A 25999-nucleotide genomic window follows, 5' to 3' on the forward strand; every position below is an offset into this window, starting at 1 on the left:
CATAAACCGCACATAAGTTGCCTTGCCCATGTACTCTTGAATCATGACGCTTCTGTTCGAATTTCCGAAAGCCCTCGGGACAGGGATAATAATTTCAAGCTCGAGCGAATCTGATGAAGCCAATCCCTCTAGAGCAACCGAGCTGCGTACTCGATTAAAACATATTATCGACGATTTTGATACATCTTTCTCACGTTTTCGCGCTGACAGTCTCATATCACGCATTGCTCGTGGCGATTTCGATGGATTCAGTGAAAACGAGGAATGTGGCGAATACGATACTGCACGACATGAGAAGCATTTGGCTCACACTTCTCATGCCTTTTTTGTTGATTTCCCTCCATACGCTTCCCATCTTTTCGATATTTATGATGCTTTATTCTCGATAACCAATGGGCGCTTCACACCAGCAGTCGCTGATGACCTTATTCGTTTAGGATATGGAATCGACTGGGCGGACTGCGCCAGTTTCAGCAATACCGATAATGCTCATGTGGATGCGGAGCGCACACGTTTAGCGCCAGCGCCTTTCGAACATGCACCCTCATTAAGAGCGCCCTCATTGAGAGCACAGTGGGGAAAGGCACAGTGGGGAAGAACACAGTGGGGAACAAACGTTTTTCGTTTGCAGGATTGCGCAAATCGTCTCTATTTTTTGCAACCTGTACATCTTGATTTTGGCGCGGCTGGCAAAGGCTTCCTAATTGACTTACTTGCTCAGGAGCTTTCTGCGTCCAATCTGCAAAAATTTACGATAAATGCCGGCGGAGATCTCTACACAACGGAACATCTTCATGTAGCTATGGAAAATCCTTGGAATCTCAATCAAGCGGTTGGAGTAATTGATCTTCCAGCGCATAGCTCTTTATGCGCTTCGGCACCCTCTCGCAGACATTGGACAGTTATGAATACTGCTCAAGAGGTTCATCATCTCATTGATGCTACAACGGGACGACCTACACAAAATGTGAAGGCAACGTGGGTAAGCGTTGCTAATTCTTCTGCGCATATACAATTTCCGACAGCATGGGCAGATGCATTATCCACTGCTCTTTTCCTGTGTGAACCACAAGACTTAATTAACGTCGACATTGCCTCAACGCCTCATCAAGCACACTTTGGCTCTGTCTGGCAATACGCACGACTTATGAGCAATAAAGAAGCCCAGCAATCAATCGATTGGCCAGGCAACTTTTTCATACAGTGAAAATGTAATACTATCAGCGTGCAGTATTAGATACCATTAGATACCATTAGGTACACCGTCACCAGCTGACATCCGCTTCTCCTTAATATGGCAGTAGATTCCAAAACCTATCAGCCAGCAGATACCTGCAATTGCTGGGATAACTCGCGTTGGCGATGCAAATAATGAGGCATAAATAACGATAAAGAACACGATACCGATGACGTCAAAGAACTGATAACCGCGTAGGAGGAATCCATCACGCGTAAAGTTCGGACTCTTACGGTAGTTGTAATGCGCGATAATCGTAAGAACGTAAATGAAGATAATAACTGCGCTCGAAGCCGAGGAGAACAGTGTAAATGCTGATTGAACCGCAGGAATTAAGCTTACGATTGGCGATAAGATGATAAGTACAGCTGATGCAATAATTGCTCGAGCAGGGACTTTATTCTTAGAGATTTCGTCAAGCTTAAGCTTTGACAGTACACTGGAATCCGATGAATCCTGAGCCAACTGGTACAAGTGACGTCCTGCTGAATATAGTAACGAATTGAGCGCAGAGCTTGCTGCCGTGATAACAACGAAGAATACAAGACCTGCTGCCCAATCAATACCCGCATACCTAAACACCATGATGAATGGGGATGCGATATTTCCCTGAGCATCTGGTATGAAACTTCTCCATGGGACGATGCACATGATAGCGATGAGCGCACCAACGTAGAAAATAAGTATTCGGTAAATCAATTGATTAACTGCTTTTGGCAAAATTGCGCGAGGATTTTCTGTCTCGGAAACGGTTACGCCTACGAATTCAATCAATTCATACGCAAAGAACACCATAGGGAACGCCATAAAGAAATTCAGCCACCCGTTTGGCGCTAACTGGAAATTGTCAGTGATATTGCTGATGGCTGTTTGCCCAGCAGGCACTTGAGTACCGCTAATATTTTGCGCTGGATAGTGGAAATGAATGATAACCATCACTGCGGCAGTAAGAATTAACCCGATAATAAGTGCAATTTTAATCATCGAGAACCAGAATTCGGCTTCGCCAAAAACTTTGACAGCAATGAGATTAACAGTGGTCAAAATTACCAAAAAGACTAATTCTATAATCCATTTGTATGCAGAGATATCAATGCCGAAAGTGCCGAAGAAGCTCACACAATACGTGGAAACTGCAGTGATTTCGGTCATTCCGATGAGAATAAGCACGATCCAATAAGACCAGCCGGCAAATCTTCCCCACGCAGGGCTGACGTATTTACCGATGAAATTGATGAATGTATGCTGGCTTGGATCGCGATACATGAGTTCGCCAATTGCACGCATAAGAATGAACATAAACAAACCGACAGCAATGTACACGAAAATAATCGAAGGTCCGGTAAGAGCAATCGATTCTCCTGATCCAAGGAATAATCCCGTACCGATGGTTCCACCGATGGCAATGAATTGGATATGTCGGTTTTTTAAACCGCGTTCCATCTGATTATTCTTATCGAGGTGATCCACCGTTTTCAATGTACTGTGAAATGATGCGCTCGAAGATTGCGAATTCGTGGTATCAGTATTGTCAGTCATAAACTCTTCTTATCTTAATTCTCAGTCGAGCTTTATTCTAACTCAGCCATATAACCAATGCGTGATGTATTAATCGATTTTCTTAGTTTTCAGTATGTTCTGTGTGCTCTTTGCACTCTTTGTATACTCTATGATGTCAGTTTCAGCTCCCCCGCATACGCGTCTTCTATTAGCCAACTCACTTTTGCAAAGCGTTATTTTCTAACACGCGTCCAATCCATTTATCGAGACGAGCTTTAGCTTCTTTTAACTCAGCATCACTGAGAGAATTACTCTCATCATTCATTTCTTCCCAAGGAACCCACCATACTGGGCCTCGCCCACGATATCCGTGACCATGAAGATCGCCGTGACGACGCGGGAATATATGCCAATGCATATGCACATCGCCGTTGCCTAACATTTCGATATTCATTTTTTCTGAATGGAATGCAAAAGCCACGGCTTCTTGTACTAAACTCATTTCCTCAAGAAACTTCAGCTTAGTCTCACGATCGAATTGGTGTAATTCTTGGATATGCTCTTTCGCCAAGAAAAGCGTATACCCATAGAAGTATTGGCTATCACCCAGCACTACATACCCAGTTTCAAGTTCTCGGACGAAAAATGGGTTGTTTGACTGCTTAATAAGCTCAATACGCTTGCAAATATTGCACGTCATGAAAATTCCCCTGCTTCTCTTCATAGTATTTTATGGCGCGTAATGCTCAGGATTGTAATTTATCCATAATTCTGAATATTTATCAATTCAAATTGCTCAATCAATAGTTACATAACTCGTCGATTTTAAGCGACACGACATGCGGCACTATCTCTATATGTGGGATAGCAATGCAATATTGCGCAAAAATTACACTTCACCGTAATCATCTTGACGTTTCTGCGTTATGGTGGAGTATATGAATACAGTAAAATTCCGTCGCGCGCGTCACAGCGATATACCCGCTCTTCTTGAACTTTTACGCCAAGTTAATCTCGTCCATTATGAAGGGCGCCCTGATTTATTTAACAAGGTCACTAAATACAGTGAAAGCGAATTATTCGAACGCATCGATAATGTAGATAACCCTGTTTTCGTTGCCGTCTCATCTGAGGATGATACGAAAATTTATGGGCACTGCTTCTGCATAAGCCAGGATCACAGAGTGCCAGCTGATAGGCTGTTTACTGATATTAAAACGCTTTATATTGAGGATTTATGCGTGGATGAAAATGCGCGAGGTCTCGGCGTAGGGCGCAAGTTGCTGGAATTCGTACGAAACTGGGCTCGCGAGCGCGAATACTACAACCTCACGCTCGGTGTATGGGAATGCAATCCTAATGCGCGCGCATTTTATGAGGCAATGGGTATGAAGCCACAAGAAACCGTTATGGAAACGATTTTGTAGGTCGAGTCGTTTCCTCTTTCTCGGGGCCTCAGCTTCTTGTCGATCATCAACTTGCGCAATATCTCGTGATGCAACGCCATACGACGTGCATGCACGAGATATTTTTTGCAGGTTGTACTTCAGTGAACGCATTTAATTCTGATGCATCACCATGCATTACCGTATTATGCCGTCAAACGTGCAAAAAATTGTTTCGAATTCCCTATCCGAAAGAATTGATCTTGATAAATAATTGTGGCGGTAAAGTTCTAGACTCTACCGCCACAATTCGCTAATTGCGTAGTTACCGTTTAAACGCTATAAGCGCGAAAGCTTACTCCTGTACCTGAGTACGAGCAATCTTACCGTTGAAGGACTGACCTTCATCAGCGTCTGCTACGCCGTCATTGTTCCAAGAGAACATTGCGCGAAGCTTTGGACCAACGGTTTCGATACGTACGTTAGAGTACTTCTCCTGAAGTTCCTTGAAGTGTGGAGCGCCAGCGTCCTGATCGTCGATGAACTCCTTAGCGAAGGAACCATCCTGGATGCGCTTCAAGTGGTACTGCATGCGTTCGCGGCAGGACTCGTCTACTACAGTGTTGGTGTAATCACCGTACTGTGCAGTATCGGAGCAAGACCAACGAGCCTTGTTCAAGCCGCCTTCGTTCATGAGGTCTACGAGCATCTTGAGCTCGTGGCATACCTCGAAGTAAGCGATTTCTGGCTGGTAGCCAGCGTCGGTAAGTACTTCAAAGCCCATTTCTACGAGCTTGTTTACACCACCCATGAGAACGTTCTGCTCACCGAAGAGATCGGTTTCAGTCTCTTCCTTGAAGGTAGTCTTGATAGCGCCAGCGCGAAGAGCACCGATACCCTTTGCATAAGCAAGAGCGATATCCCATGCGTCACCGCGAGGATCCTGCTCAACTGCTACTACAACTGGTACGCCACGGCCTTCGGTGTACTGACGACGTACGATGTGGCCTGGGCCCTTTGGAGCAACCATGAATACAGGATGATCCTCAGATGGCTTGATGTAACCATAATGAATGTTGAAACCGTGTGCGAAAGCGATTGCTGCGCCTGGCTTCAAGTTTGGCTCGATATCATTTGCCCAGATAGTGCGCTGATACTGATCTGGAGCCAAAATCATAACGATATCTGCTTCAGCAGTTGCTTCGCCAACGGACTTTACTTCAAGACCCTGTTCCTTAGCGAATTCTACAGACTTAGAAGTTGGGCGAAGACCTACAACTACGTCTACACCAGAATCACGCAAGTTCAATGCGTGTGCGTGGCCCTGAGAACCGTAACCAATGATTGCAACCTTCTTGCCGTCGAGTACAGCGAGATCTGCATCATTTTCATACCAAATTTGTGCTGCCATGTGGCGCTCCTTAGATTTATCGCGTTGTATAACGCGGAAAAATTTCGATATGTAGTGCAGGATTTTGTCCTTAACTCTAATGCTCTATAGTACTGAGGGCACTTGATTTTCGTGTGAGGTATACCACTATTTGAAAAGGCCTAGGTAAAAATTTTTATTATTCGAAAATTCGTAGCGAACGTATGGATCATTGACTAACGAATATTTGACAAGTGAAGAGAGAGAGTGTTGCTGTCATACTAAAATCACCAAGGAGCCCCCAAAGATGGTATCCTGTGAATCTTTAGAGGATGTATTACACATGCACAATCTATCTAATAGGAAAAAGTCAAGCTAACCATGAATTATCTTGATCCTCACTCTCACAAACTGCGCGTCCTATGCAGGAATATTTAAAAGACCGATCTATAATGCATGATTGGCTTTTATGGCAACCTAAAAACCAAGACTCTCAAGTTGGAGATTAGTTATCGGATTATTACGTATTTCCCCAAGTAATCGCGATTATTGGCTCTTGACTTCAGTTGAGGAGATAACTGAATTAGGTGACGGGTACGGTCACTTTTATAAGTCAAAATCTCTCACTAATTATGATAAGTTTTTAGGAAAAATAATTATCGATTATCATAATTCAGGTTCTCAGATTCGTCGTAACTATGATGGGTTAGCTCCTGAATTGCTAGCCCATGAAAAACTAGACCATTGCTTCAACATCGAAGACTATCAGAAATATAATAATTAATTGGATTAGTTATGGTGTTGGGGTGAGCCTACACGGATGCAGACTCACCACAACGCCATCTAAGCATGATAATCGTCGCTTACTCCACGCCCTTAATCTGCATAATAATAAATGCAGCCAGAAGCACGACGACGATGCACACTGGGAACACGAGCGCGTAGCTGTGGAAGATCATGAAGATTCCTGCAGTAAAGACAGAGCCGAGAACCGTACAAATAGTATTTGCAAGGTTCAAAATGCCCAAGTCCTTACCAGCCTCATCTGGATTTGGCAAGATAGCAACGTTCAGCGCCTGATCAATTGCGTTATATACACCGTATCCAAAGCCCGCAATGACCGAGAACGCATACATACCCCATTGATTTGGGAAAATCCATGGCATCGCTGCACCCGCAGCGAAGAGGCAGCTTGCTAACGCCACTGGAAGCTTACGTTTACCGATATAGTCAGCAATCGGACCAGATACAAATGCAGCCACGAGGGAGACAACCAAGGTAATCGTTGACATTACAGCAATTACGCGGCGAGCGGAGGAATTCGAACCTTCGCTACCTCCGAAGATGTAATACTGCACGATGTACAACTGATAGCTTGAAATCATGAAGTATCCAGCCATCATCAATGTGCGACCGACAAGCGCGAGATAGAAATCTGGCGCATTACGTGGAGGGCGGAAAGCCTTAGCAATCATGGATGGGCTGAACTCTTCACGAGGCTGATTCTTATTATCCTTCTCACGAGGCCAGATTGCGATAGTAATGAAACCAAGTAATGCGAATACTGCGCCGCCAAGGGCAAAACCGAGCGAAGTGTTTGTAATAACAGATCCGACCAAAGTACCCATAGTCTGACCGGTGGTAATTCCCGCACCGTAGAAAGCAGAAACTGTTCCTCGATACTTGTCTGGCACACGATCTGACATAGTTGCCACAAATGGAGCAAGCATCATGTTATAGCCGAGCTGTGCAAGACACATCAGAATTACTACAGCCCAAGCATTGGTAGCCAGAGAAATTAATGCTACCGAAGCACCTGCGATGAGACCACCAGAAATAATCCACGGTGTACGGCGACCGAATCGAGAACGCGTTAGATCGGAGAACGTTCCGAAGATAACGTTCGAGAGCAATGCCACAATAGCGCCAGCTGAGCTAATCAAAGAAATCATGGCATCTTTACTTGAAAAGTCAATGCGCTGCAACAAATCTGGCAGGAGCACAGAATTCATCGCAAGCCATGGAATAGCTCCAAGGAAAGCTGTTAAAGTGAATCCGATTCCTAATCGAATCACTTCCATCTTCGAGGGGCGATGTCCGTCAGGGCTGACCATTGGGTCACGCAAATCTAAGAACGCAGAATCAGTTCCCGGAACTTCAGTTGCAACCGCTGCGACCGCAGCTGTGCCTGATTCAGCACTCATGCGAGCCACCTGCAAATCAGCATTCTCGATAGTATGCTCTTCTTCAATATGCTCGGTTTTCATCGGCATAGCCAAACGATTGATAGCGTTCATCTGATCATCGTCAAATGCCTCATCAAGATCTGGACGGTCGTCGATGCCTGGTCGCTGGAACTTACCCGATCCGGGAAGGGGGAAATTATTCTGTGCCATGTTTGCCCTCGATATATACCCTCGATATAAAAAGAGGCGCCAATATGTGGCGCCTATTACCTCGAACAATTATAAACAATGAAAAGGACTGCAATAGCATTATTTTTAGCAGATTGAGATATCTCACATTTTCCGTCTTACATCGGCTTGTTATATACCAAGACTGAACTACTGAAAACGTTAGCATTCGTTCAGTTCGTTTCCCATTCTTCTCGGTCCTCGCTGAGCGAGCCCCCGCCCATATCTCATTCGGACCAATATACAAAAAACTCCTGAATTTAGGTCTTACTTCAGCAATCTATGATCTGAATACTCATCCACAGATTCTTCAGTAATTCCCACCTTCAGGAGGTTGTGAGAGAAACTTCGCTGAGTATCGTCTCAGCGAGTTATGTAAGTATGGAACATTATGCAAAAACTATCAAAGCTTTTGCCGCTATTCCAAACTTACATAACGATTTATTTTTTACCCTCTTTGATTGTGCGCTGATGATATCAACGCGTAAGCTAAATTAAGCTTTTTACTTCTACTTAGCCCTTTACAGCACCAGCGGTTACACCTGCCACGATGAAGCGCTGCAATGCCAAGTACAGGATCAAGATTGGAAGCATTGCAAGCAAGAGCGCTGCCATGACCAAGCCGATATCTGTGGAGTAGGTTCCGTAGAATACCTGGGTTGCAATAGGGATGGTGTAAATCTTCTTGTCTGTAAGTACAAGGGATGGCAAGAGGTAGTCATTCCAGAATGCCATTGCATCAATAATTGCTACAGTTGCAGCAGTTGGCTTAAGCAACGGGAATACAACTGTCCAGAATGTACGCCACTTCGATGCGCCGTCAATCTCTGCCGCTTCTTCGAGCTCGATTGGCACATTAGTCTTGATTGCGCCATGGAACATAAATACTGCCAAAGAAACTGAGAAGCCCACGTGCATGAGAATCAAAGTAAGGCGGGAGTTCAATACTCCAAGGTAGCCGCCATATACAGATACCAATGGAACCATGATGACCTGGAATGGAATAACCATGGAAGCAACCATTGCTGCGAAAGTAAGCTTTGATGCAGTCCAACGAGGATTACGAACAATCACATAAGCTGCCATTGCGGATACAAGCACGGTCAAAACTGTTGCAGAAACGGTAATCAATGCAGAATTACCGAATACACGCCAGAAGTGCATCTTTCGCATAGCAGAAGTGAAGTTATTTAGAGTAAAGCCATGCGAACCGACGATGCTTAATGGCTCACCGGTGATGTCACTCATGGACTTGAATGCGTTGGTCAAAACCATGAAGAATGGCCAAATGAAGATGACCAAAAGAATGGCCAATACAGCGATCATAAGACCGTGACCGATACGTTGACGAATAATTGCCTTATCGTTATCAGATTTACGAGTTGTAGACTGAGTAGCCATTATGCTTCCACCTCACCCTTCTTACCGACATAAACCTGAATCATGCCGATGACAGCGCAGATAATGAAGAGGATCAATGCTTCTGCCTGACCTACGCCATAGTTCTTATAAACGAATGCTTTATTGTACACGTGCATAGCCGCCATAACTGAGGTATTGAATGGTTCACCCTTAGTCAAGGACAGGTTCAAATCGTAAACCATAAAGCAGCGAGTTGTAGAAAGGAAGATGCACTGTACGAAAGAAGAACGCATCAATGGGATAACAACATTACGCATTGCCTGACCGTTGGTGCAGCCATCAATCAATGCTGCTTCTTTGAGGGAATCATCTACACCCATGAAGCCAGCGACGTAAATCAACATCATGTAGCCTGCGTATTGCCAGACAGATACAAGAATCAATGCGAAGAGCGCACCATTAGTTGTACCTAGCAGCGATGCTCCTTCATGACCGGTAAGAGCAGTTCCGATTGCGACGAATGCACGGTTGAAAACGAACTTCCATACATAACCGAGAACGATACCACCGATAAGATTTGGGATGAAGAATCCCGCGCGGAAGAAGTTCTGGCCCTTAATACCGGAAGTTACCAAGTAAGCAAGGAAGAATGCTACGACGTTCACGAGAACGACGGAAATTACGGAATAAATAGCTGTACGACCAAGAGCAGACCAGTAAGCGGTATCTGCAAAAGCATCGCGATAATTTTGCAAGCCTACGAATGGCTTATTGTTGGCGATACCATCCCAGCTAGTGAGGGTCAAATACAGACCGTAGATGAATGGCACAACGACTACTGCGCAAAAGAGAATCGTTGCTGGGCCAGCGAACATCATGAACTGGCCAATCTTGTACGATAATTTGTTTTGTTTCATTTCTCTCACCATTAGATATGTGTAATGGGTTGTGCTAATGCACGTGACTTGTCATCAAGTCGAGGTTTTGTTTCGCACGAATGCTTTCATTCTGAAGTTTCATACGATAACTTCTCGAATAAAAACTTTTATACGAAACATAAGAGGTGACTCACTCGTTTTATGAATGCGCCACCTCTCATGTAGTTATATATTTTATGATTTCAGCGCTTCAATAATTTCGCTCAATTGAACACAGGGATTAAGCGATAACTACTGAATCGTCTTCATATCATTGCTCTTCCAGTAGTCAACTACCTGACCTGCGAGAGCAGCACGATCTTCTTGACCTGCGAGGTACTTCTGGAAGTTTGCGCCGAGTACAGAGTAGTGATCATCTGGGAGGTAGTTGTAGTTGTTGATGAGCATGTTCTTGTCAGCGAATTCCTTGACAGACTTACCCAAAGGATCTGCAACTTCAAGAGTGTTGTTCTTGAATGGGGATACGAGGTGAGCAGTGTTTACAATCCACTCCTGACCTTCCTTATCCATTGAAAGCCAGTTGAGGAAGTCCTTAGCAGCCTTCTGCTGTGCTTCGGAAGTGTTCTTCGAATTGTCAATGAAGAAGTACTTAGAACCGCCACCTACGAGCTTGTTCTGTACATCCATATCGTTGTCATTCTGTGGAACAGGCATCATACCCATGTTCTTAGTTGGCTCATACTGGTTGAGTACTGCCCAATCCCAGTTACCACCGAACATGAAAGCAATTTCGCCCTTTGCAAGCTTCTGCTCTGTAACTTCACGCTCTGCAGAGATTGCCTTGTCGCCCTTTGCGTAGTTGTTCTCTACGAGTACATCGAAGGTATCCATCAAAGAAGTCCAACGAGCATTAGAGTTGAGGTCTGCACCATCGTGAAGAGACTTGATGAATGCTGCTGGATCTTCCTGCTCTTCGTATACCTGTGGGAGGTAGTGAGCTGCGAGAGACCAGTCTTCCTTCATAACGCCGACTGGACTTTCCATGCCGCCAGCCTTCAAATCAGAAATGAGGTTCTTGAAGTCATCTGTTGTCTTGATGGATTCTGGCTTGAAGTCCTTACCAGTTGCCTTCTTAATTGCATCTGCATTGTAGATGAGACCACGAGCTTCTACAGAAACTGGGAAGCCGAGTACCTTGCCATCGACAGAGATAGCCTGATCGGTTTCGCTTACCCACTTTTCACCGCTCAAATCGATTGCATGCTCAGCACCGAGGCTGTAAACATCCTTTGCATCAACCATGGAAATGGTGTATGGCTGATTTGCTGCATACTTTGTAGCCATGTGAGCTGCAACAGTATCGCTTGAGTAATAAACCTCTACATCAACACCGTGGCTTTCACCGTAGCTCTCAGCAAGCTCTTCAAGTTGCTGCTGAATTTCTGACTTTGAATTGAAGATAGTGATCTTGGTGCCATCACCAGAACCAGAGTTTGAACCACATGCCCCGAGCATGCCGACTGCCAAAACGGTAGCTGCAGCTGCTGCAGTCCAACGCTTCCAATCTTTCAACATTTTCTCTCCTTAGCGAGCCTTTTACCTTTAAAAAGCAAGCATGTCAACTGCTTCTTTGCGGGTTGTCTCTATTTATCCAACCGGTTCGATATTACACCATTATGAAACACGTGTCAAACGGGTTCGATAAGTGTTTTGAGAAATGTTTTTCTTTTAAATTGCTCGTACAGTGAAACCTTTTATTCCCCTTGAAATTACAAGCATTTTACTCTGTTATTTCTTCGACCCGGCGCTGCTTTCTTCTCCATCAAGCTTCTTAAAAACAGGTTCATAGACGAGAGCACAGCAATATTGCGGTAAAGAAATTCCCAAAATCAACACAAATGGCACGGCATACCCATAAAAAATAACGCATCCAATTGCTGTACCCAATACGAGGATGAGCATGGTTAGCGTTCTAGGGAAGAATCCAAGTGAAGCGAGTGCGGCGTTCTTTAAATGGATAGCATTAGAATTCTTATACCGCGAAACCAACACTGTATACCATTGAACGAGTGCAGTAATTACGACGGCCATGATACTAAAAGCAACAATGAGGACCATTCGTCCAGAATTGCCAAGGCCTGGAGCTAACTGCTGAATATGCGCAATGAAGTACACATCAGCAGCACCTATCAGCGCACATACAAGCACCACTAACCACACTGGCGTTACTTGTTTGAAATTCTCTCGAAAGACCGTGAAATACATTTTGAGAATAGAGCCTTCTTCGTTTCTTACCATTCGCCACAAGCAATAATGTAACGCAGTGAGCGCCGACCCCGCAGTAAAAAGTGGAATGCTAACGACAAGCGTAATAACATTGAGTATTACCAAATCAAAGAGCAAACCCATAAGTTTGTAGAACCAATTATTTTGATTAAAGAAGCCTTCCATACGTTTAAGAGTACATGATGCGGTTACTTTTTATACTCTCAGATCGCATCAAGTATTCACTCTTCACGAATCCGCACTCTCATAAAGCTTTATATTACTGCAACTCTAAAGTTTTTAACCGCATTATGCAGAAGCTTCCAGGTCTCAGCCAACGCTATGAACCAAAATATACAGGGGAGCTAGCCATTTTTAGGCTAGCTCCCCTTATCACCCGATTTTCACTAAACGAATGTGTTATGCACCCGGATTATGCAACTGTCGGTGGATTTGCAATCAAATCATTAGTTTCATGCTCACCTGCTGCATCTTTCCATGCGAGCTTCGCAACGGGAACGCCTGTCACACCAGCTTGTGGTGCAAATGTCAATGTTGCATTTGTTTCGCCATCATCCCATGTCATGGTCAGAACACCATCAGCGTCGTGATAACTAAACTCACCATCGAATGCAGACAAGGTATTGCGGAAACGACCAAGAGCATTGAGCGCCTTCACGACAGGACGTTCAACTTCCTGAGCAACTTCTGCAGCGCTATAGTAATGACGATTAATATCGCGACCTACATTTGTACGCTTGAGAAGCTCCATATCGTTGGCACCAGCAAGAGCGCCGACATAGTATACCTGTGGCACACCTGGCATGAAGAACTGTACTGCACGTGCTGCAATATACTTCTGATCATCAGAGCCCAAAGCTGCAAAGTATGTGCAGTTTACTTGATACAAATCAAGATTCGATGCTGCAGCACCTGTTGCTTCCTGAGATTCGCCATGAGAATTACGATGAATAGACTCTACAAGAGCATCAACTTCTTCATCTGGTACAAGACCAATCAAAGAGCGATCCATCTGATCGGAACCAATATCGATGACACCAATTCCATCGTGAGTATCAAGAACGTTCACTGCATTATTTGGACGTACATCAATCCATTTTGCCAATGAATCAGTCTTTCCAAATTCAAGAGCATGCAAAAGCAACCCTGGGATAGCGAAGTCATATACGCGGTCTACCTTAGAAGCAATTTCGACCTGCTTCTTGTAGTAAGAATGAACCTCGATAAGAGTTTCCAGACCACGCTTTTCGCCTTCAGCCTTGATACGTTCGATAAGCTTAAATGTCTTTGGGGTCATGAAGCATGAAGAATTCTTTTCCTTGGCTCCATAACCTACAGCATCCAAACGAATCTGGGATACGTGAGACTTAGCAAGCTGGTCCAAAATAGTAAGCAGATAGTTCCACCCCATTTCAGAGTCTGTATCAATATCTACCTGCTGCGGGGTAAATGTAGTCCATACGAGACGAGTCTTTCCACCCCAGTTGTAATGGGTAAATGGCAGACCTGGACGTGGACGGTAAATAGCAGTCAAGTCCTCTTCAGTAACACCATCAGGGAAGATAGAAGACATCGTAAGGAACATTGGGTAATACTCAGAGTCTTCACCCTTAGCCATAACATCCTGGAACTGCTCAGATTCCCAGGACATGTGATTAACAATGGTATCTACCATAATGTCGTGAGTTGTAGAGAGCTCAGCAACGTCATCCCATGTGCCCAAACGAGGATCAACCTTAGTATGATCTACCGGATCAAAACCAGCATCTGCTCCATCAAACGGAGTGAAGAATGGAAGTATATGAACACCTTCATACACTCCATCAAAATATTCACGCAAAGTCTTTGTCATAGACTGCAAAGTGCCGTCACCTAGACGGTCTGCATAAGTAATCAACTGTACTTTATTCTTCATCAGGCCTCCATGACTGATACCTATCAGGCTGATATCTAATTCGTAACTCTTCCATTATATCGAACCCGTTTGATAAATTCAACACTCTTATAAAGTCCGCTTCATCCCGAGTGATATCGCAAGCAACGCTAAGGGCACTGTTATCGCCAATATTTTCCTAATATCCGTTACCTTTTCGCGTCGTTTCGCGAGCAATATACTGCACCTTTACCGCATCAAATCGATATGGCACGCCTTCAACACTGTCTTGCACGGAAACATAACGCTTATGCTCACTAGAAATCATCGATTCAGCCTTGCCTGAGGAAACTTGCTCACCGGCTTGCTCAGCACGCGCATATCTTTCGATTTCTTGCATAGCATGCACGACAAGGCGTCTAGCGGTTTCATCAACATTTTGCGTAATGGACGATATTTGCTTTCCTGCAAAAAGGTTGACGTACGTACCATCATAAGCAATTACCTGCAAATCATCAGGAATACTAATTCCACGCGACTGAGCTTCTTGAACAACAGCTGCAGCAGCCAGATCAGGAGCCACAATAGCATCAACATCTTCAAAATCATCTAAAGCATGCTCGGCCGCTTTTAGGAACAAAGACAAATCTGACAGGTCTTCCACAGACACATATTCGGTCGTAATTCCAGAGGCATTAAGCTCATCTTCCAACACTAATTGATAACGAACCGTCGGGAAGGAACTATCTGGTCTCGAACTCATTTCACGCGCATTTAGCAGCTCCACACCACGATCTCTATCATGAAATCGTGTACGAGGACCACCAATATTTACCACATGCTGAGCGCCCGAGGCAATAAGTTCTTGAGCAACCATACGTCCACCAGCGATATGATCAGCACCAACTGTCGGAATTGAATCACACAAATACCGGTCGAATGCTACGACAGGACGATTAATCGTTTCCCAATACTCCTGGCTGAGCTGTGAGTGAGACCCCATAATAAGCGCATCAAGCGTGTGTCGCTGAAGCATATCGACATATTGCGTTTCTGTTGCCTGCTGATCAGCTGTCGAACACAGCAGTGCGCGCATACCTTGCACATCAAGATAATGCTGAATTCGAGCGACTAAAGATGCAAAGAACGGATGCTGAATCGTAGGCATGATAACTCCCACGGTATCAGTACGCCCCTTGTATAAATTCTTTGCTAAATCATTCGGAATATAGTTAAGCTCAGCCATCGCCGCAGATACGCGTTCACGCATTTTTTGCGACACATATCCGCTGTTATTAATAACGAGCGAGACCGTACTCGTTGATACCCCTGCCTTTTTTGCAACGTCTCTAATTCCTACCATTTTCTGTCTTCTTTACTATCTTTAAGCTACCGTGCACTATCATTGACTTTTTACGATAGCGAGCGCTCGGTGCGAATTATCTCTCATTCTTCACACCGAGCGTTTTGTTTTATGAATCTATATTCAGCTCGAACTTATTTACAGCGCTTCTACTGAGAAGACAACTGCCTGCTGAGGATTCAGTTGAGGCATGCGCAAACCGAAGTTCACAAGCGCAGCACCTGAAATAACAATCCCCTCATTGTTCCACCACAACAGCTCAGACTGACCATTGGTTTCTTCGTGCGTGAGTTCTTTCTGAACTTCTACCGGGCGAACGCGATACATAGTATCCGAGGAAACTCCTGGTAACCGGACCGGAAGAGTTGGATAATGAACAGAGGTGCGAACCTGCGCAAATCGGTACAACGCGCGTGTGCGATCTGCAGAAATTACTCCATCCAAACGCACGGACTCATCTGTCACATCGCCATGAACAGTAAGCCCACTTCCCGCCCATGGACGAGATTTCTTATACAAATCCACCCAATGAGAAAGCGCGTCTAGCTCTTCTTGCGGCTGGATGTTGAGGTTCCACTCAATACCCAAATGTCCAAAGAGCGCAGTCGCAGCGCGCATGGATAGCGATGTCGCGCGAAGTGTGGAATGCGCCGGAGAAGCTCCCACATGCTCGCCCATCATAATTTCTGGCACGAGCAAGGACGTGTAGCGCTGAATATCAGCACGCTCTACAGGGTCGACACAATCTGATGTCCATACACGATCTGCGCGTTCAAGTATGCCAAGGTCAATGCGTCCACCGCCAGAAGAGCAGGACTCAATTTCAAGACCATTATGCTTTATCTTTAGCGCATCAAAAATAGCATAGACCGCTTCAACTTGCTTTCGTTGCGTTGCCGCATAACCATGAACAGCTGAGCCTGGCTCAGTTACAAGCTTGTTGTGATCCCACTTGATGTAATCAATGCCGATTTCGCCAACAAGTGCATCCATCGAATTGAAAATGTACGCCAGCGCATCTGGATTTGATAAATCAACTACTTGCTGTGACCGCCCTTGCATAGGCAAACGCTCTGCTGATGGCGCAAGAATCCATTCTGGATGCTTTTCATTCAGTTCGGATACGATATTCGCCATTTCTGGTTCGAACCACAAACCGAATTCCATACCCAGACCATGAACATATTCTGCCAAAGCCTTCAAACTACGTGAACCGTCCGGCCATACATCTTGAGAGATGTACCAGTCGCCAAGTCCTGATGTATCATCACGACGACTTCCAAACCATCCGTCATCCACTACGAAACGTTCTACACCGCAACGAGCTGCATTATCAGCAAGCTGCTTAAGCGTTTCGATATTGTGCTCAAAGTAGACCGCTTCCCATGTATTCAAAATGACCGGACGAGGCTTAGTAGCAAAGTTTGGATGCATCTGACGAACAAATGCATGGAAACGCTGCGCCACTTCATTAAGCCCTACTCCATAAGAGCCATAAACCCACGGAGATGCATATTCTTCATCCGTTCCTGCAGTAAGCTGCACTTCACCTGCGTAGAGATGCTCACCGCCACCAATAAGAGGAAGTGTATACACAGTTTGTTCTACCGAGGTAATCGAGTTTCCAGACCAGCCTACATGTGTCGAGAAAACCTCACCTTGCTCAAAATCAAATCCACGAGTACCGACGTTCAGAAGAAGCGTTGCATCAAAATCTGGTCGTCCAATTTCTACCACGCGTTCAAAACGCCCAATGGTTACATCTTGACGTTGTGGATGGCGTTCACGTAAATGATGACCAGCAGTCGTCAAAATTTCTCGAGCATTTGCTGGAACTGGATATGAAAGCTCAAGAGTATTGACAGCTAATACGGAATTTTCTGGAGCAGATTCAGTATTAGACACAGTTGCACGTTGACGAACTAGACCATCATCCAAAATTTGCATGGTCCATACCAAACGTACGCCTTGAACTGCATCTTCTGCTTCAACTGTCACCTGTGGAACAGCTGACACATACGTTGGATATGTCGTACTTTCTTCCTGTGCTTGTTCAAGTTCCTCGTCGCTCATTCCTGATAACGAACGGGCAAGATCCGAAAACTTTTCTACAACGCGACCTTCTTCATTTGCTTCCACACTTGTAACCGAGAAGTGGCAGAAAATTTCTCGCCCGTCACGTGTAACTACAAAACGTGGAGCGCCCGTCCAGCCTTCTGCTTGAACAGGAAGAATTGTTGGGAAATTAGTATCATCAAGACCACCAGAGACACGTTGTGGCTTTAGCGCCTCATATGCGTGGCTAACACCCGCATTACCATCAACACTAAGATTTTCATATGCACGCCCCCAGTAGACAATACGAGGAAGTTCATTATCTACTACAGATAGCGTGACTGCTATACCACCGTTTTCCAATGTGTATACTTCATGTGTTTTACCGTCACGTACTTCACCGTTATACGCATAGACATGTGCTTGCACATCACTAGCACGAGTAGGCTCGCAAGTAGAAACTACCATCTTTGGTCCTTATCTCCCGTAGTTGCTTTCTCTTTGAGATCTTTGTTTGGCTGTTTTGTGTGATTGCTTTGATGTCCTGCACGCCTTCGTATATGCAAAACATCAATCTTTTTCGTTTTTATTTATCCTATGAAAAGTATATCGAACGCGTTTTATAAAACGCCCATATGTTCGCAAAAATGTGTGAAAATGTGCGTTAATGTGCAAAAACTTTACAGATGCGGTATAGAACGAATGTTCTTATATCCAGCACGCTCTCGATTAAACTGCCGATTCTGCTTGTTCTAACGCTTCTTAGCAAAAAATCTACTCAGAATCTCAGCACATTCCTCAGCTCGAACACCACCGAACACTTCAGGATGGAAACCCACGTGAGGATCTCTCGCAATATCCCATACAGATCCAAGCGCCCCCATCTTCTCATCCCACGCCCCGAAAACAACGCGCCCCATATGCGCACTTACTAGTGCGCCTGCGCACATCGGGCATGGCTCAAGCGTTACAACGAGAGTACATTTCTCAAAATTCCACTGCCCGCGAGCCTGTGCAGCTTCACGCATGGCTTCAATTTCCGCATGCGAAAAAGGATCTGCCTTTTCCTCTCTGCGATTTCTTGCGACACAAACGAGAGCACCATTCTCATCAAGAATGAGCGCCCCCACTGGAATGTCGCCATCGAGGGCAGCCTCATGTGCGGCTTTCAATGCCACGCCCATAGCATCATCTAATGGCGAGTTCATACCCTTAAGACTATGCTGAAAGTATGACTATGCATTTGACTGTTTTGGATCACCCATTGGTTGATCACAAGCTCACCGTTTTGCGTGACAAGAACACACCTTCAAACACTTTCCGCGAACTCGTTTCTGAGCTCGTCATGCTTGAAGCATACGAGGCTACGCGCGATATCGCTGTGGAGGATGCTCCTATTGAAACTCCTATCGCCCCAATGGTTGGTAAGAAGCTTTCAAAGCCACGTCCAATGGTTGTACCAATTTTGCGCGCAGGTCTTGGCATGCTCGACGGCATGACCCGCCTTATCCCAACAGCAGAAGTTGGATTCCTCGGCATGAAGCGCGATGAGAACACGCTTGACATCGTCACTTACGCAAATCGTCTTCCAGATGATTTGACTGGTCGTCAGGTATTCGTTATTGATCCAATGCTTGCCACTGGTGGCACTCTTGTAGCTGCGATTGAGTACCTCAAGGAATTGGGTGCTAAGGATGTTACCGCTATTTGTATCCTTGCAGCTCCAGAAGGACTTGAGCGTCTTGAGAAGGAAGTAGATCCTTCTATTGACTTCAAGCTCGTAGTATGCGCTCAGGACGAAAAACTTAACGAAAAGGCATATATCGTTCCTGGTTTGGGCGATGCAGGTGACCGTTTGTACGGCCTTGTTGACTAATCGTTCAATAATTGCATAATTTAATAGCTCTAGGTCAGTATGCGCTACGGAATGATTCGTTCGCACACTGACCTTTCTCTTGCTTTATTTTGTACCGGTATATCTTTCTATAGCACGCTTAGATTCACGAGGTTGTTATGCTTAGCGTTTTTGATATGTTCTCCATCGGCATCGGGCCATCTTCATCTCACACGGTCGGACCTATGCGCGCTGCCCACGACTTTATTTCACAACTTCGTGACCTCAATGTACTCGATAAGGTGGCACGCATACATGTCACACTCTATGGGTCTTTATCCCAAACAGGTTTGGGGCATGGCACAGACCGCGCTGTTGCAGCTGGATTATTAGGATACGAACCAGAAACTGTTGACCCCTCATTCGTTTTACATGCCCTGGATGATTGCGCTCGTGCCGGAAATATGATGCTGGCGGGTGAGAAAGAAATTTTCTTTGCGCGAGAAGATATCGAATTTGAACGTTGGGAAACGTTAGACTATCACCCTAACGGTATGCGTTTTTGGGCATTTGATGCCAATGATGATGAACTTGCTAGCGATACTTCATACTCTGTAGGAGGAGGTTTTGTCGTCCACGAGGATGAGATTGATTTTATAGAAGCGCCAACTCCTTCTGATCCTAGCGAGAGCAGTGATATCCCTTATCCTTTTACCACCGGCAAAGAGCTTGTCGCTATGTGCGAGGCTAATAATTTAAGCGTTTCTGAACTCATGTGGGCAAATGAAACAGCGATGCATTCCGAAGAAGAACTTCGTACATATCTGCTTCAAATTTGGCATACCATGCGACGTTGCATTTTTGCCGGTTGCACATCTACCGAGATGATTCTTCCTGGTGGTCTTAACGTTCGACGTCGTGCACCAAAGCTTTATAGTGAATTCGCACGTTCCGATTTTGATATCTTTGCCAAGAATGCCGATAGCAAGCGACCTCTTACAAACCCATTCCATGATAAGAGTTCGTGGGTTGATTTATTCGCACTAGCTGTCAATGAAGAGAATGCCGGAGGCGGCCGTATAGTAACCGCACCTACAAATGGCGCTGCAGGAATCGTCCCAGCCGTTCTCAATTACTACTGGTGGTTCATTGATGGCGCAGATGAAGAAGGCGTTATGAAATTCCTTCTTGCAGCCAGCGCTATCGGTTATCTCTTCAAACGAAACGGTTCGATTTCTGGCGCTGAAGTTGGTTGCCAAGGCGAAGTTGGTTCAGCAAGTTCCATGGCATCAGCTGGTTTATGTGAAGTTCTAGGCGGGACGCCTGCACAGGTCGAAAATGCTGCCGAAATTGGCATTGAACATCATTTAGGTCTGACGTGCGATCCTATTGGCGGTCTTGTGCAGATACCATGTATTGAACGCAACGCTCTAGCTTCAAATACAGCTATCAATGCAGCGCGCATGGCAATGCTCTCAGACGGTTCACACATCGTTTCTCTCGATAGTGCAATTCGCACAATGAAAGAAACAGGCAACGATATGATGAGCAAATATAAAGAAACGTCCCAAGGGGGTCTAGCTGTCAACGTTGTGGAGTGTTAGCTGTTTAGGCAACGAAAATTATCTGTACTTGTTCGAGCAAGCAACAGCGAAGATCGTTTAAATGCACAATTGTTAATGTTGCTTTTCATACAAACTAGACTCTACGAGAATGTGTATATATCCGCATTCTCGTGGAAATTGAGATCTCTTTAACGCTTGATATGCTTCCTCTCATACAATGCATAGAACGCAAAGAGTAAAGCAGCCGCTACGAGCGTGAAAGGCACACCTGCAAGCGACGATAAATGATAATTCATCCCAGTTCCATCGAGAACGGCGCCACCCACTATTGAGCCGACAGAATTACCCGCGTTGAACGCGATTTGTACGAGAGCTCCTGCCAGCATTTCTCCACCGCCTTCCCCAAGCTGAACCATGAGAAGCTGCTGCGGAGACGAGATAAAGAACATTCCGACAGCGCAGATAAACGTGAGCATCGCCGACGTCGGACGTGAACCAGGATCAAGGAAGATAGCAATCATCGCGATTACCGAGATGAGCTGTCCAAAGCCTGCTACAGCGCCCGGCACGTACTTGTCCGTAAATCGTCCGCCCACGAGACCACCGATAACCATGCCAAGCCCAGCAAGTACCATCAAAATTGGAACAGCTTTTTCGCTCCATCCGCCAACTTTTTGCAACCATGGAGACACATAACTCCACCAGCAGAAAATTCCCGAATTGCCCAAAAAGACAGCAAAAATAACAAACCATGGCTTAGGATTTTTCAAGAAAGTAAATTGACCTGCCATTCCTGCATCTTTAATCGCATCAATTTGCGGAACGAATGCGAGTACAAGAACGATAGTCATCGCTGCCCACAAACTCAAAAAGACAAAAGCAAATCGCCAAGTCAATGCGCTGCCAAGCCACGTGCCAAATGGCACACCTACCATGTTCGCGACTGTTTGCCCCACGACCATTTGAGATACAGCGGTTCCCTCTTGACCCTCATCAGCCAGAGCTTTCGCCATAATCGTCGCAGTACCGAAGAAAGCCCCATGCGGTAGCCCAGAAATAAATCGAGCTGTAAGAAGCATGGCAAAGTTTGGCGAAATAGCAGCAAGGAAATTACCAATAATGGTGATTATCATAAACGCGATAATAAGGTTACGTGGTTTAATTTTCCTACCAAAGATGAGGATAAGCGCTCCGAAGCACACTCCAATCGCATACGCTGATACATAGTGGCCAGCTGTAGGGATACTTACATTCGTATCAGCAGCCGAATTTGGGAGTACTCCCATCATGACGAATTCTGATGCGCCAAGTGCAAATGCGCCCGATGCGAGCGCGAGAATGCTTCTCTTCATATATTTCTCTTATCTTTTCTACTCTCGTCTTTTCTTCAATTCTGACTAGTTTGTTTATCGCGCAAACTTACCGTCCGCACTATCTACACGGTATTCAATCGTAGTTATCATGGCCTATCCGTATGAGTCGCGCACAACTTCACAATTTCACAGTTTCACAATGCTAGATAACGCTCATTTCGTATTCTTGAGCAAGTTCTTCCAAAACATCATGTGAAGGCAAAACAAAACGAGATTCTAGTTTATCCCAACGGGCTCGATTTTCAGCACCGAATTTTTCGCAACGACGTGCGGCTGTAGAGGCGCTGACAAACTTCGCAGGGAGCGACTTGGTATGGAATTTATCCGCAAGCATCACAATTTCTTGCAAAACTGTTTGCGCTACATAATCGTCAACGGGAAGATTGAGATTTTGCTTGATACAATCATCACGAGTAATCCCCACTCCTGTATGGTTACGAGCAAAATACGCAATATCCGTTTTAAAGCCATTGTCGATTAAGATATCGTATCCACGCAGACCATGCTGGATATAGTCCTTTTTGCAAAAAATTGGTTCTTTCTCTCTCGAAAGATTCGCGGGGTCGAGGACACTATACGTCCCAATGTCATGAGCAAGAGCACCCTCGATAAGAAGATTTCTATTGCTATCGCTATCACTTGGGGCGTTTATATCGTTGACGTTACGGGATGGGGGTGCAATTGGTATGAGGTCTGCCAAATCGACTGTGGATGAACTGTCCACTGCATTCATACGAGCGGTTGCTACTGCAATCTTTAAAGCTATACGCGCTACGATTTCGCAATGCGTAGCAATAAGATTAAAAGCCTGTTCAGGATTGCCCGTTTCCGTCGCAAGCTTTACATGAAGCTCACGCAGTCTGCGCGTGTTATCTGTTAATTCCCAACCATCCCACATCATACGTTTTATTGTAATAAGTATGCTACTCAATTATTAATTACACAATGGCATTAATTACACAATGGCTTATTTTTATCGTTTTTTGTTTCACTTCTTTAACGACGCATAGCTTAAGCAGTGAAACCATAATAATACTTTTATTTCGCGCTACGCCTTGTGAATAAACTTGTAAAATAAATTATTATGACAGCATCAGCAAGCACAGAAGATTACGTCAAAGCCATCTGGAAACTTCACGAATGGCACACGAGCGAGAATTCTGGATCGCAAAGCACTAGCAACGAGGGTTCTAGCTCTACCGATGAGGTAAATTCGTATCGCCCACGTTCAGAGCAATTCGTTATCTCACCAACGGCTCTCGCTCGAGAAACCGGTATGCGAGCTTCAACAGTTTCAGGCGCTCTTGCCCGCATGAATGAGCAGGGATTCGTTATGCACGCCCCTTATGGGGGAATTCAACTGACTGAAAAAGGCGAAGCTCTTGCCATCCGCATGCTTCGCCGTCATCGAATTATCGAGACGTATCTTGTGCGCGCATTGGGCTACACATGGGATCAGGTACATGAGGAAGCAGAGTCATTAGAGCATGCTGCCAGCGACATGATGATAGAACGAATGGAAGAGAGACTCGGATTCCCCGATAGAGATCCTCATGGCGACCCCATTCCAGATCGCTCAGGCATTATCCCCAATTTTGATACTGTCAATCTTAATCTCGTCCCGATAGGTATCCCTGTGAGCATCAGCCGCGTTAATGATGATGACGTTGATTTACTACAAACCTTGCAGAAACACCTTGTTTTTGTTGACAGCGTTATCACCGTTCAATCGACTCAGGAGAAAAATATTACTATCTTGACCGATAGCGGGGATACTTTTTCTATGGAGAAATCACACGCGGACTATGTACGAGTTTCACGCATCGCGTAGTTTGAACTACTTAGATTTTTACGCTACCTCTCAGTCTAGAATAGATATAGATCAATTATGAGGAGATTTCTATGACCAATCTTTCCGCTACTTCAACGTCTTCTTCAGACGAAAAATGGACAAACCCATTACGCGACCCACGCGATTTACGACTTCCTCGTATCGCCGGCCCGTGCTCGCTGGTAATTTTTGGCGTTACCGGTGATTTGAGCAAGAAAAAACTTATTCCTGCTGTATATGACTTAGCCAATCGTGGCCTTCTTCCTGCAGGCTTCGGTCTTGTCGGCTTTGGACGACGTGGGTGGAGCAACGAAGAGTTTGCTGAATTCATTAAGCAAAATATTATCGATCATGCTCGTACCCCATTCAACGAGTCAACGTGGGAATACCTCAAGGGAGGAATTCGTTTCGTTCAAGGTACCTTCGATGACGCCGACTCGTTCAAGCGTTTATCCGATACAGTTTCTGAACTCGACGAAGTTCGCGGGACGCAAGGAAATCATGCTTTCTACATGTCCATTCCTCCACGCGACTTCCCTACGGTTTCGCGCCAGCTCGCTGATTCTGGTTTAGCTAAATCAACAGAAGGCGCATGGCGTCGAGTCATTATTGAAAAACCGTTTGGACATGATTTAGAAAGCGCTCAAGAACTCGATCGCGTTGTGTCCGAAGTATTTGATCCAGAATCTGTCTTCCGTATCGACCACTATCTTGGCAAGGAAACAGTACAGAACCTGCTCGCTTTGCGCTTTGCAAATATGATGTTCGAGCCAGTATGGAATTCGAATTACGTCGATCACGTACAAATTACCATGGCGGAAGACATCGGCATTGGTACACGTGCTGGTTATTTCTCAGGCATCGGAATCGCTCGCGATGTCATCCAAAACCACTTACTCCAACTAATGGCTCTCACTGCTATGGAAGAACCAGTAAGCTTCTCAGCAAAAGACTTGGTTGCAGAAAAGATTAAGGTTCTCTCCGCGGTACGTTTGCCTGAGGATTTGGGAGCACACACTGCTCGCGGCCAGTATGCAGAAGGATGGCAAGGAGCCGAGAAAGTTAATGGCTTCCTTGATGAGCAGGGCATCGAAAAGGACGATAAGACTGAAACGTATGCGGCTGTTCGTCTTGATATCGATACACGTCGCTGGGCAGGCGTTCCATTCTACCTACGCTCTGGAAAGCGTTTAGGAAAGCGCGTTACTGAGATTGCAGTCGTATTCAAGCATGCACCACATCTGCCATTCGAAGACACTGCTACTTCGGAGCTAGGAAATAACGCTATCGTTATTCGCGTACAGCCAGATGAGGGAATCACCATGCGTTTCGGTTCTAAGGTGCCAGGAACTGCAATGGAAGTACGCGACGTAAACATGGACTTCAACTACGGAAATGCTTTTACAGAACAATCTCCAGAAGCATACGAACGCCTTATCTTAGACGTGCTACTCGGCGAACCGCCTCTGTTCCCGACAACTCGTGAAGTGGAGCTTAGCTGGAAGATTTTGGATCCAATTGAGAAGTTCTGGGCAACTCAGCCTCAACCTCAGCCATACCGATCTGGCACCTGGGGTCCTCAAGAAGCTGACGATATGCTGGCTCGTGATGGTCGAGTCTGGCGATTGCCATAACGCAAGAATTAATCACTGAATACACGTCACTGTCTTTAAG

General features: G+C 45.3%; 21 protein-coding genes. 7 read left to right on the top strand and 14 right to left on the bottom strand.

Features of this window, described 5'->3' with window-relative positions; genetic code table 11:
• Positions 1 to 43 precede the first annotated feature (43 nt).
• A complete protein-coding gene (locus EJ419_RS03840; protein ID WP_131283777.1) occupies positions 44 to 1207 on the top strand; it encodes an FAD:protein FMN transferase in 1164 nt (387 codons plus the stop codon).
• A 36-nt stretch (positions 1208 to 1243) separates the two neighbouring features.
• Here the strand turns inward: EJ419_RS03840 and EJ419_RS03845 are convergent, their stop codons facing one another.
• A complete protein-coding gene (locus EJ419_RS03845) occupies positions 1244 to 2776 on the bottom strand; it encodes an amino acid permease (RefSeq protein WP_131283779.1) in 1533 nt (510 codons plus the stop codon).
• Between the two features lie 178 nt (positions 2777 to 2954).
• Positions 2955 to 3437, bottom strand: coding sequence for an HIT family protein (locus EJ419_RS03850; protein WP_131283781.1), 483 nt, complete (start codon positions 3435 to 3437; stop codon positions 2955 to 2957).
• Positions 3438 to 3675: 238 nt separating this feature from the next.
• Here EJ419_RS03850 and EJ419_RS03855 point away from each other — a divergent pair, with 238 nt between their 5' ends.
• Positions 3676 to 4164 (top strand): GNAT family N-acetyltransferase, encoded by a 489-nt coding sequence (locus EJ419_RS03855; RefSeq protein ID WP_131283784.1) that lies wholly within the window; start codon positions 3676 to 3678, stop codon positions 4162 to 4164.
• A 313-nt stretch (positions 4165 to 4477) separates the two neighbouring features.
• Here EJ419_RS03855 and ilvC read toward each other — a convergent pair whose 3' ends face one another.
• The gene (ilvC, locus tag EJ419_RS03860; RefSeq protein ID WP_338068221.1) at positions 4478 to 5563 is read right to left on the bottom strand and encodes a ketol-acid reductoisomerase; all 1086 of its coding nucleotides are present in this window, start codon (positions 5561 to 5563) and stop codon (positions 4478 to 4480) included.
• A 484-nt stretch (positions 5564 to 6047) separates the two neighbouring features.
• Here ilvC and EJ419_RS03865 point away from each other — a divergent pair, with 484 nt between their 5' ends.
• On the top strand, positions 6048 to 6275 hold the full coding sequence (locus tag EJ419_RS03865) for a hypothetical protein (protein WP_131283788.1): 228 nt from the start codon (positions 6048 to 6050) through the stop codon (positions 6273 to 6275).
• A gap of 79 nt (positions 6276 to 6354) precedes the next feature.
• Here the strand turns inward: EJ419_RS03865 and EJ419_RS03870 are convergent, their stop codons facing one another.
• From EJ419_RS03870 to EJ419_RS03910, 9 genes are all read right to left on the bottom strand, one after another.
• Positions 6355 to 7887: an MFS transporter gene (locus tag EJ419_RS03870; protein WP_131283790.1), complete on the bottom strand. Its 1533-nt coding sequence runs from the start codon at positions 7885 to 7887 to the stop codon at positions 6355 to 6357.
• A 531-nt stretch (positions 7888 to 8418) separates the two neighbouring features.
• A complete protein-coding gene (locus EJ419_RS03875) occupies positions 8419 to 9306 on the bottom strand; it encodes a carbohydrate ABC transporter permease (protein WP_131283792.1) in 888 nt (295 codons plus the stop codon).
• Positions 9306 to 10184 (bottom strand): carbohydrate ABC transporter permease, encoded by an 879-nt coding sequence (locus tag EJ419_RS03880; RefSeq protein ID WP_205668819.1) that lies wholly within the window; start codon positions 10182 to 10184, stop codon positions 9306 to 9308. The genes EJ419_RS03875 and EJ419_RS03880 overlap by 1 nt, the downstream gene beginning before the upstream one ends.
• Positions 10185 to 10436: 252 nt before the next feature.
• Positions 10437 to 11720 (bottom strand): ABC transporter substrate-binding protein, encoded by a 1284-nt coding sequence (locus tag EJ419_RS03885; RefSeq protein ID WP_131283796.1) that lies wholly within the window; start codon positions 11718 to 11720, stop codon positions 10437 to 10439.
• 213 nt (positions 11721 to 11933) lie between these two features.
• The gene (locus EJ419_RS03890) at positions 11934 to 12596 is read right to left on the bottom strand and encodes a YesL family protein (protein WP_131283798.1); all 663 of its coding nucleotides are present in this window, start codon (positions 12594 to 12596) and stop codon (positions 11934 to 11936) included.
• A 247-nt stretch (positions 12597 to 12843) separates the two neighbouring features.
• Entirely contained in the window at positions 12844 to 14346 is a 1503-nt protein-coding gene (gtfA, locus tag EJ419_RS03895; protein ID WP_131283801.1) for a sucrose phosphorylase, read from the bottom strand.
• A gap of 157 nt (positions 14347 to 14503) precedes the next feature.
• Positions 14504 to 15667: a LacI family DNA-binding transcriptional regulator gene (locus EJ419_RS03900; RefSeq protein ID WP_131283803.1), complete on the bottom strand. Its 1164-nt coding sequence runs from the start codon at positions 15665 to 15667 to the stop codon at positions 14504 to 14506.
• 138 nt (positions 15668 to 15805) lie between these two features.
• Positions 15806 to 18190, bottom strand: a complete 2385-nt coding sequence (locus EJ419_RS03905; protein ID WP_131283805.1) for an alpha-galactosidase — start codon at positions 18188 to 18190, stop codon at positions 15806 to 15808.
• Between the two features lie 284 nt (positions 18191 to 18474).
• Complete coding sequence (locus EJ419_RS03910; RefSeq protein WP_131283807.1) at positions 18475 to 18930, bottom strand: nucleoside deaminase; 456 nt, start codon at positions 18928 to 18930, stop codon at positions 18475 to 18477.
• A 29-nt stretch (positions 18931 to 18959) separates the two neighbouring features.
• On the opposite strand from EJ419_RS03910, the gene upp reads away from it, so the two are divergent.
• Positions 18960 to 19598 (top strand): uracil phosphoribosyltransferase, encoded by a 639-nt coding sequence (gene upp / locus EJ419_RS03915; RefSeq protein WP_131284206.1) that lies wholly within the window; start codon positions 18960 to 18962, stop codon positions 19596 to 19598.
• A 137-nt stretch (positions 19599 to 19735) separates the two neighbouring features.
• Complete coding sequence (locus tag EJ419_RS03920; RefSeq protein ID WP_131283809.1) at positions 19736 to 21160, top strand: L-serine ammonia-lyase; 1425 nt, start codon at positions 19736 to 19738, stop codon at positions 21158 to 21160.
• A 149-nt stretch (positions 21161 to 21309) separates the two neighbouring features.
• Here EJ419_RS03920 and EJ419_RS03925 read toward each other — a convergent pair whose 3' ends face one another.
• Both EJ419_RS03925 and EJ419_RS03930 read right to left on the bottom strand, forming a co-directional pair.
• Positions 21310 to 22473, bottom strand: coding sequence for an MFS transporter (locus EJ419_RS03925; protein WP_131283811.1), 1164 nt, complete (start codon positions 22471 to 22473; stop codon positions 21310 to 21312).
• A gap of 163 nt (positions 22474 to 22636) precedes the next feature.
• Entirely contained in the window at positions 22637 to 23395 is a 759-nt protein-coding gene (locus tag EJ419_RS03930; RefSeq protein ID WP_131283813.1) for an HD domain-containing protein, read from the bottom strand.
• A gap of 183 nt (positions 23396 to 23578) precedes the next feature.
• On the opposite strand from EJ419_RS03930, the gene EJ419_RS03935 reads away from it, so the two are divergent.
• The gene (locus EJ419_RS03935) at positions 23579 to 24325 is read left to right on the top strand and encodes a metal-dependent transcriptional regulator (protein WP_131283815.1); all 747 of its coding nucleotides are present in this window, start codon (positions 23579 to 23581) and stop codon (positions 24323 to 24325) included.
• Between the two features lie 71 nt (positions 24326 to 24396).
• On the top strand, positions 24397 to 25959 hold the full coding sequence (gene zwf / locus EJ419_RS03940; RefSeq protein WP_131283817.1) for a glucose-6-phosphate dehydrogenase: 1563 nt from the start codon (positions 24397 to 24399) through the stop codon (positions 25957 to 25959).
• Positions 25960 to 25999 lie beyond the last annotated feature (40 nt).

It is taken from the genome of Alloscardovia theropitheci, assembly GCF_004332295.1.
Lineage (GTDB): Bacteria > Actinomycetota > Actinomycetes > Actinomycetales > Bifidobacteriaceae > Alloscardovia > Alloscardovia theropitheci.

Excerpts from the sequence above, each read along its gene's own strand:
- EJ419_RS03925 (WP_131283811.1), bottom strand. The coding sequence starts at position 22,473 with ATGAAGAGAAGCATTCTCGCGCTCGCATCGGGCGCATTTGCACTTGGC.
- gtfA (WP_131283801.1), bottom strand. The coding sequence starts at position 14,346 with ATGAAGAATAAAGTACAGTTGATTACTTATGCAGACCGTCTAGGTGAC.
- EJ419_RS03870 (WP_131283790.1), bottom strand. The coding sequence starts at position 7,887 with ATGGCACAGAATAATTTCCCCCTTCCCGGATCGGGTAAGTTCCAGCGA.
- EJ419_RS03885 (WP_131283796.1), bottom strand. The coding sequence starts at position 11,720 with ATGTTGAAAGATTGGAAGCGTTGGACTGCAGCAGCTGCAGCTACCGTT.
- EJ419_RS03880 (WP_205668819.1), bottom strand. The coding sequence starts at position 10,184 with ATGAAACAAAACAAATTATCGTACAAGATTGGCCAGTTCATGATGTTC.
- EJ419_RS03900 (WP_131283803.1), bottom strand. The coding sequence starts at position 15,667 with ATGGTAGGAATTAGAGACGTTGCAAAAAAGGCAGGGGTATCAACGAGT.
- EJ419_RS03875 (WP_131283792.1), bottom strand. The coding sequence starts at position 9,306 with ATGGCTACTCAGTCTACAACTCGTAAATCTGATAACGATAAGGCAATT.
- EJ419_RS03920 (WP_131283809.1), top strand. The coding sequence starts at position 19,736 with ATGCTTAGCGTTTTTGATATGTTCTCCATCGGCATCGGGCCATCTTCA.
- EJ419_RS03855 (WP_131283784.1), top strand. The coding sequence starts at position 3,676 with ATGAATACAGTAAAATTCCGTCGCGCGCGTCACAGCGATATACCCGCT.
- EJ419_RS03850 (WP_131283781.1), bottom strand. The coding sequence starts at position 3,437 with ATGACGTGCAATATTTGCAAGCGTATTGAGCTTATTAAGCAGTCAAAC.
- EJ419_RS03890 (WP_131283798.1), bottom strand. The coding sequence starts at position 12,596 with ATGGAAGGCTTCTTTAATCAAAATAATTGGTTCTACAAACTTATGGGT.
- EJ419_RS03935 (WP_131283815.1), top strand. The coding sequence starts at position 23,579 with ATGACAGCATCAGCAAGCACAGAAGATTACGTCAAAGCCATCTGGAAA.
- zwf (WP_131283817.1), top strand. The coding sequence starts at position 24,397 with ATGACCAATCTTTCCGCTACTTCAACGTCTTCTTCAGACGAAAAATGG.
- EJ419_RS03905 (WP_131283805.1), bottom strand. The coding sequence starts at position 18,190 with ATGGTAGTTTCTACTTGCGAGCCTACTCGTGCTAGTGATGTGCAAGCA.
- EJ419_RS03930 (WP_131283813.1), bottom strand. The coding sequence starts at position 23,395 with ATGATGTGGGATGGTTGGGAATTAACAGATAACACGCGCAGACTGCGT.
- EJ419_RS03910 (WP_131283807.1), bottom strand. The coding sequence starts at position 18,930 with ATGAACTCGCCATTAGATGATGCTATGGGCGTGGCATTGAAAGCCGCA.
- EJ419_RS03845 (WP_131283779.1), bottom strand. The coding sequence starts at position 2,776 with ATGACTGACAATACTGATACCACGAATTCGCAATCTTCGAGCGCATCA.
- upp (WP_131284206.1), top strand. The coding sequence starts at position 18,960 with ATGCATTTGACTGTTTTGGATCACCCATTGGTTGATCACAAGCTCACC.
- EJ419_RS03840 (WP_131283777.1), top strand. The coding sequence starts at position 44 with ATGACGCTTCTGTTCGAATTTCCGAAAGCCCTCGGGACAGGGATAATA.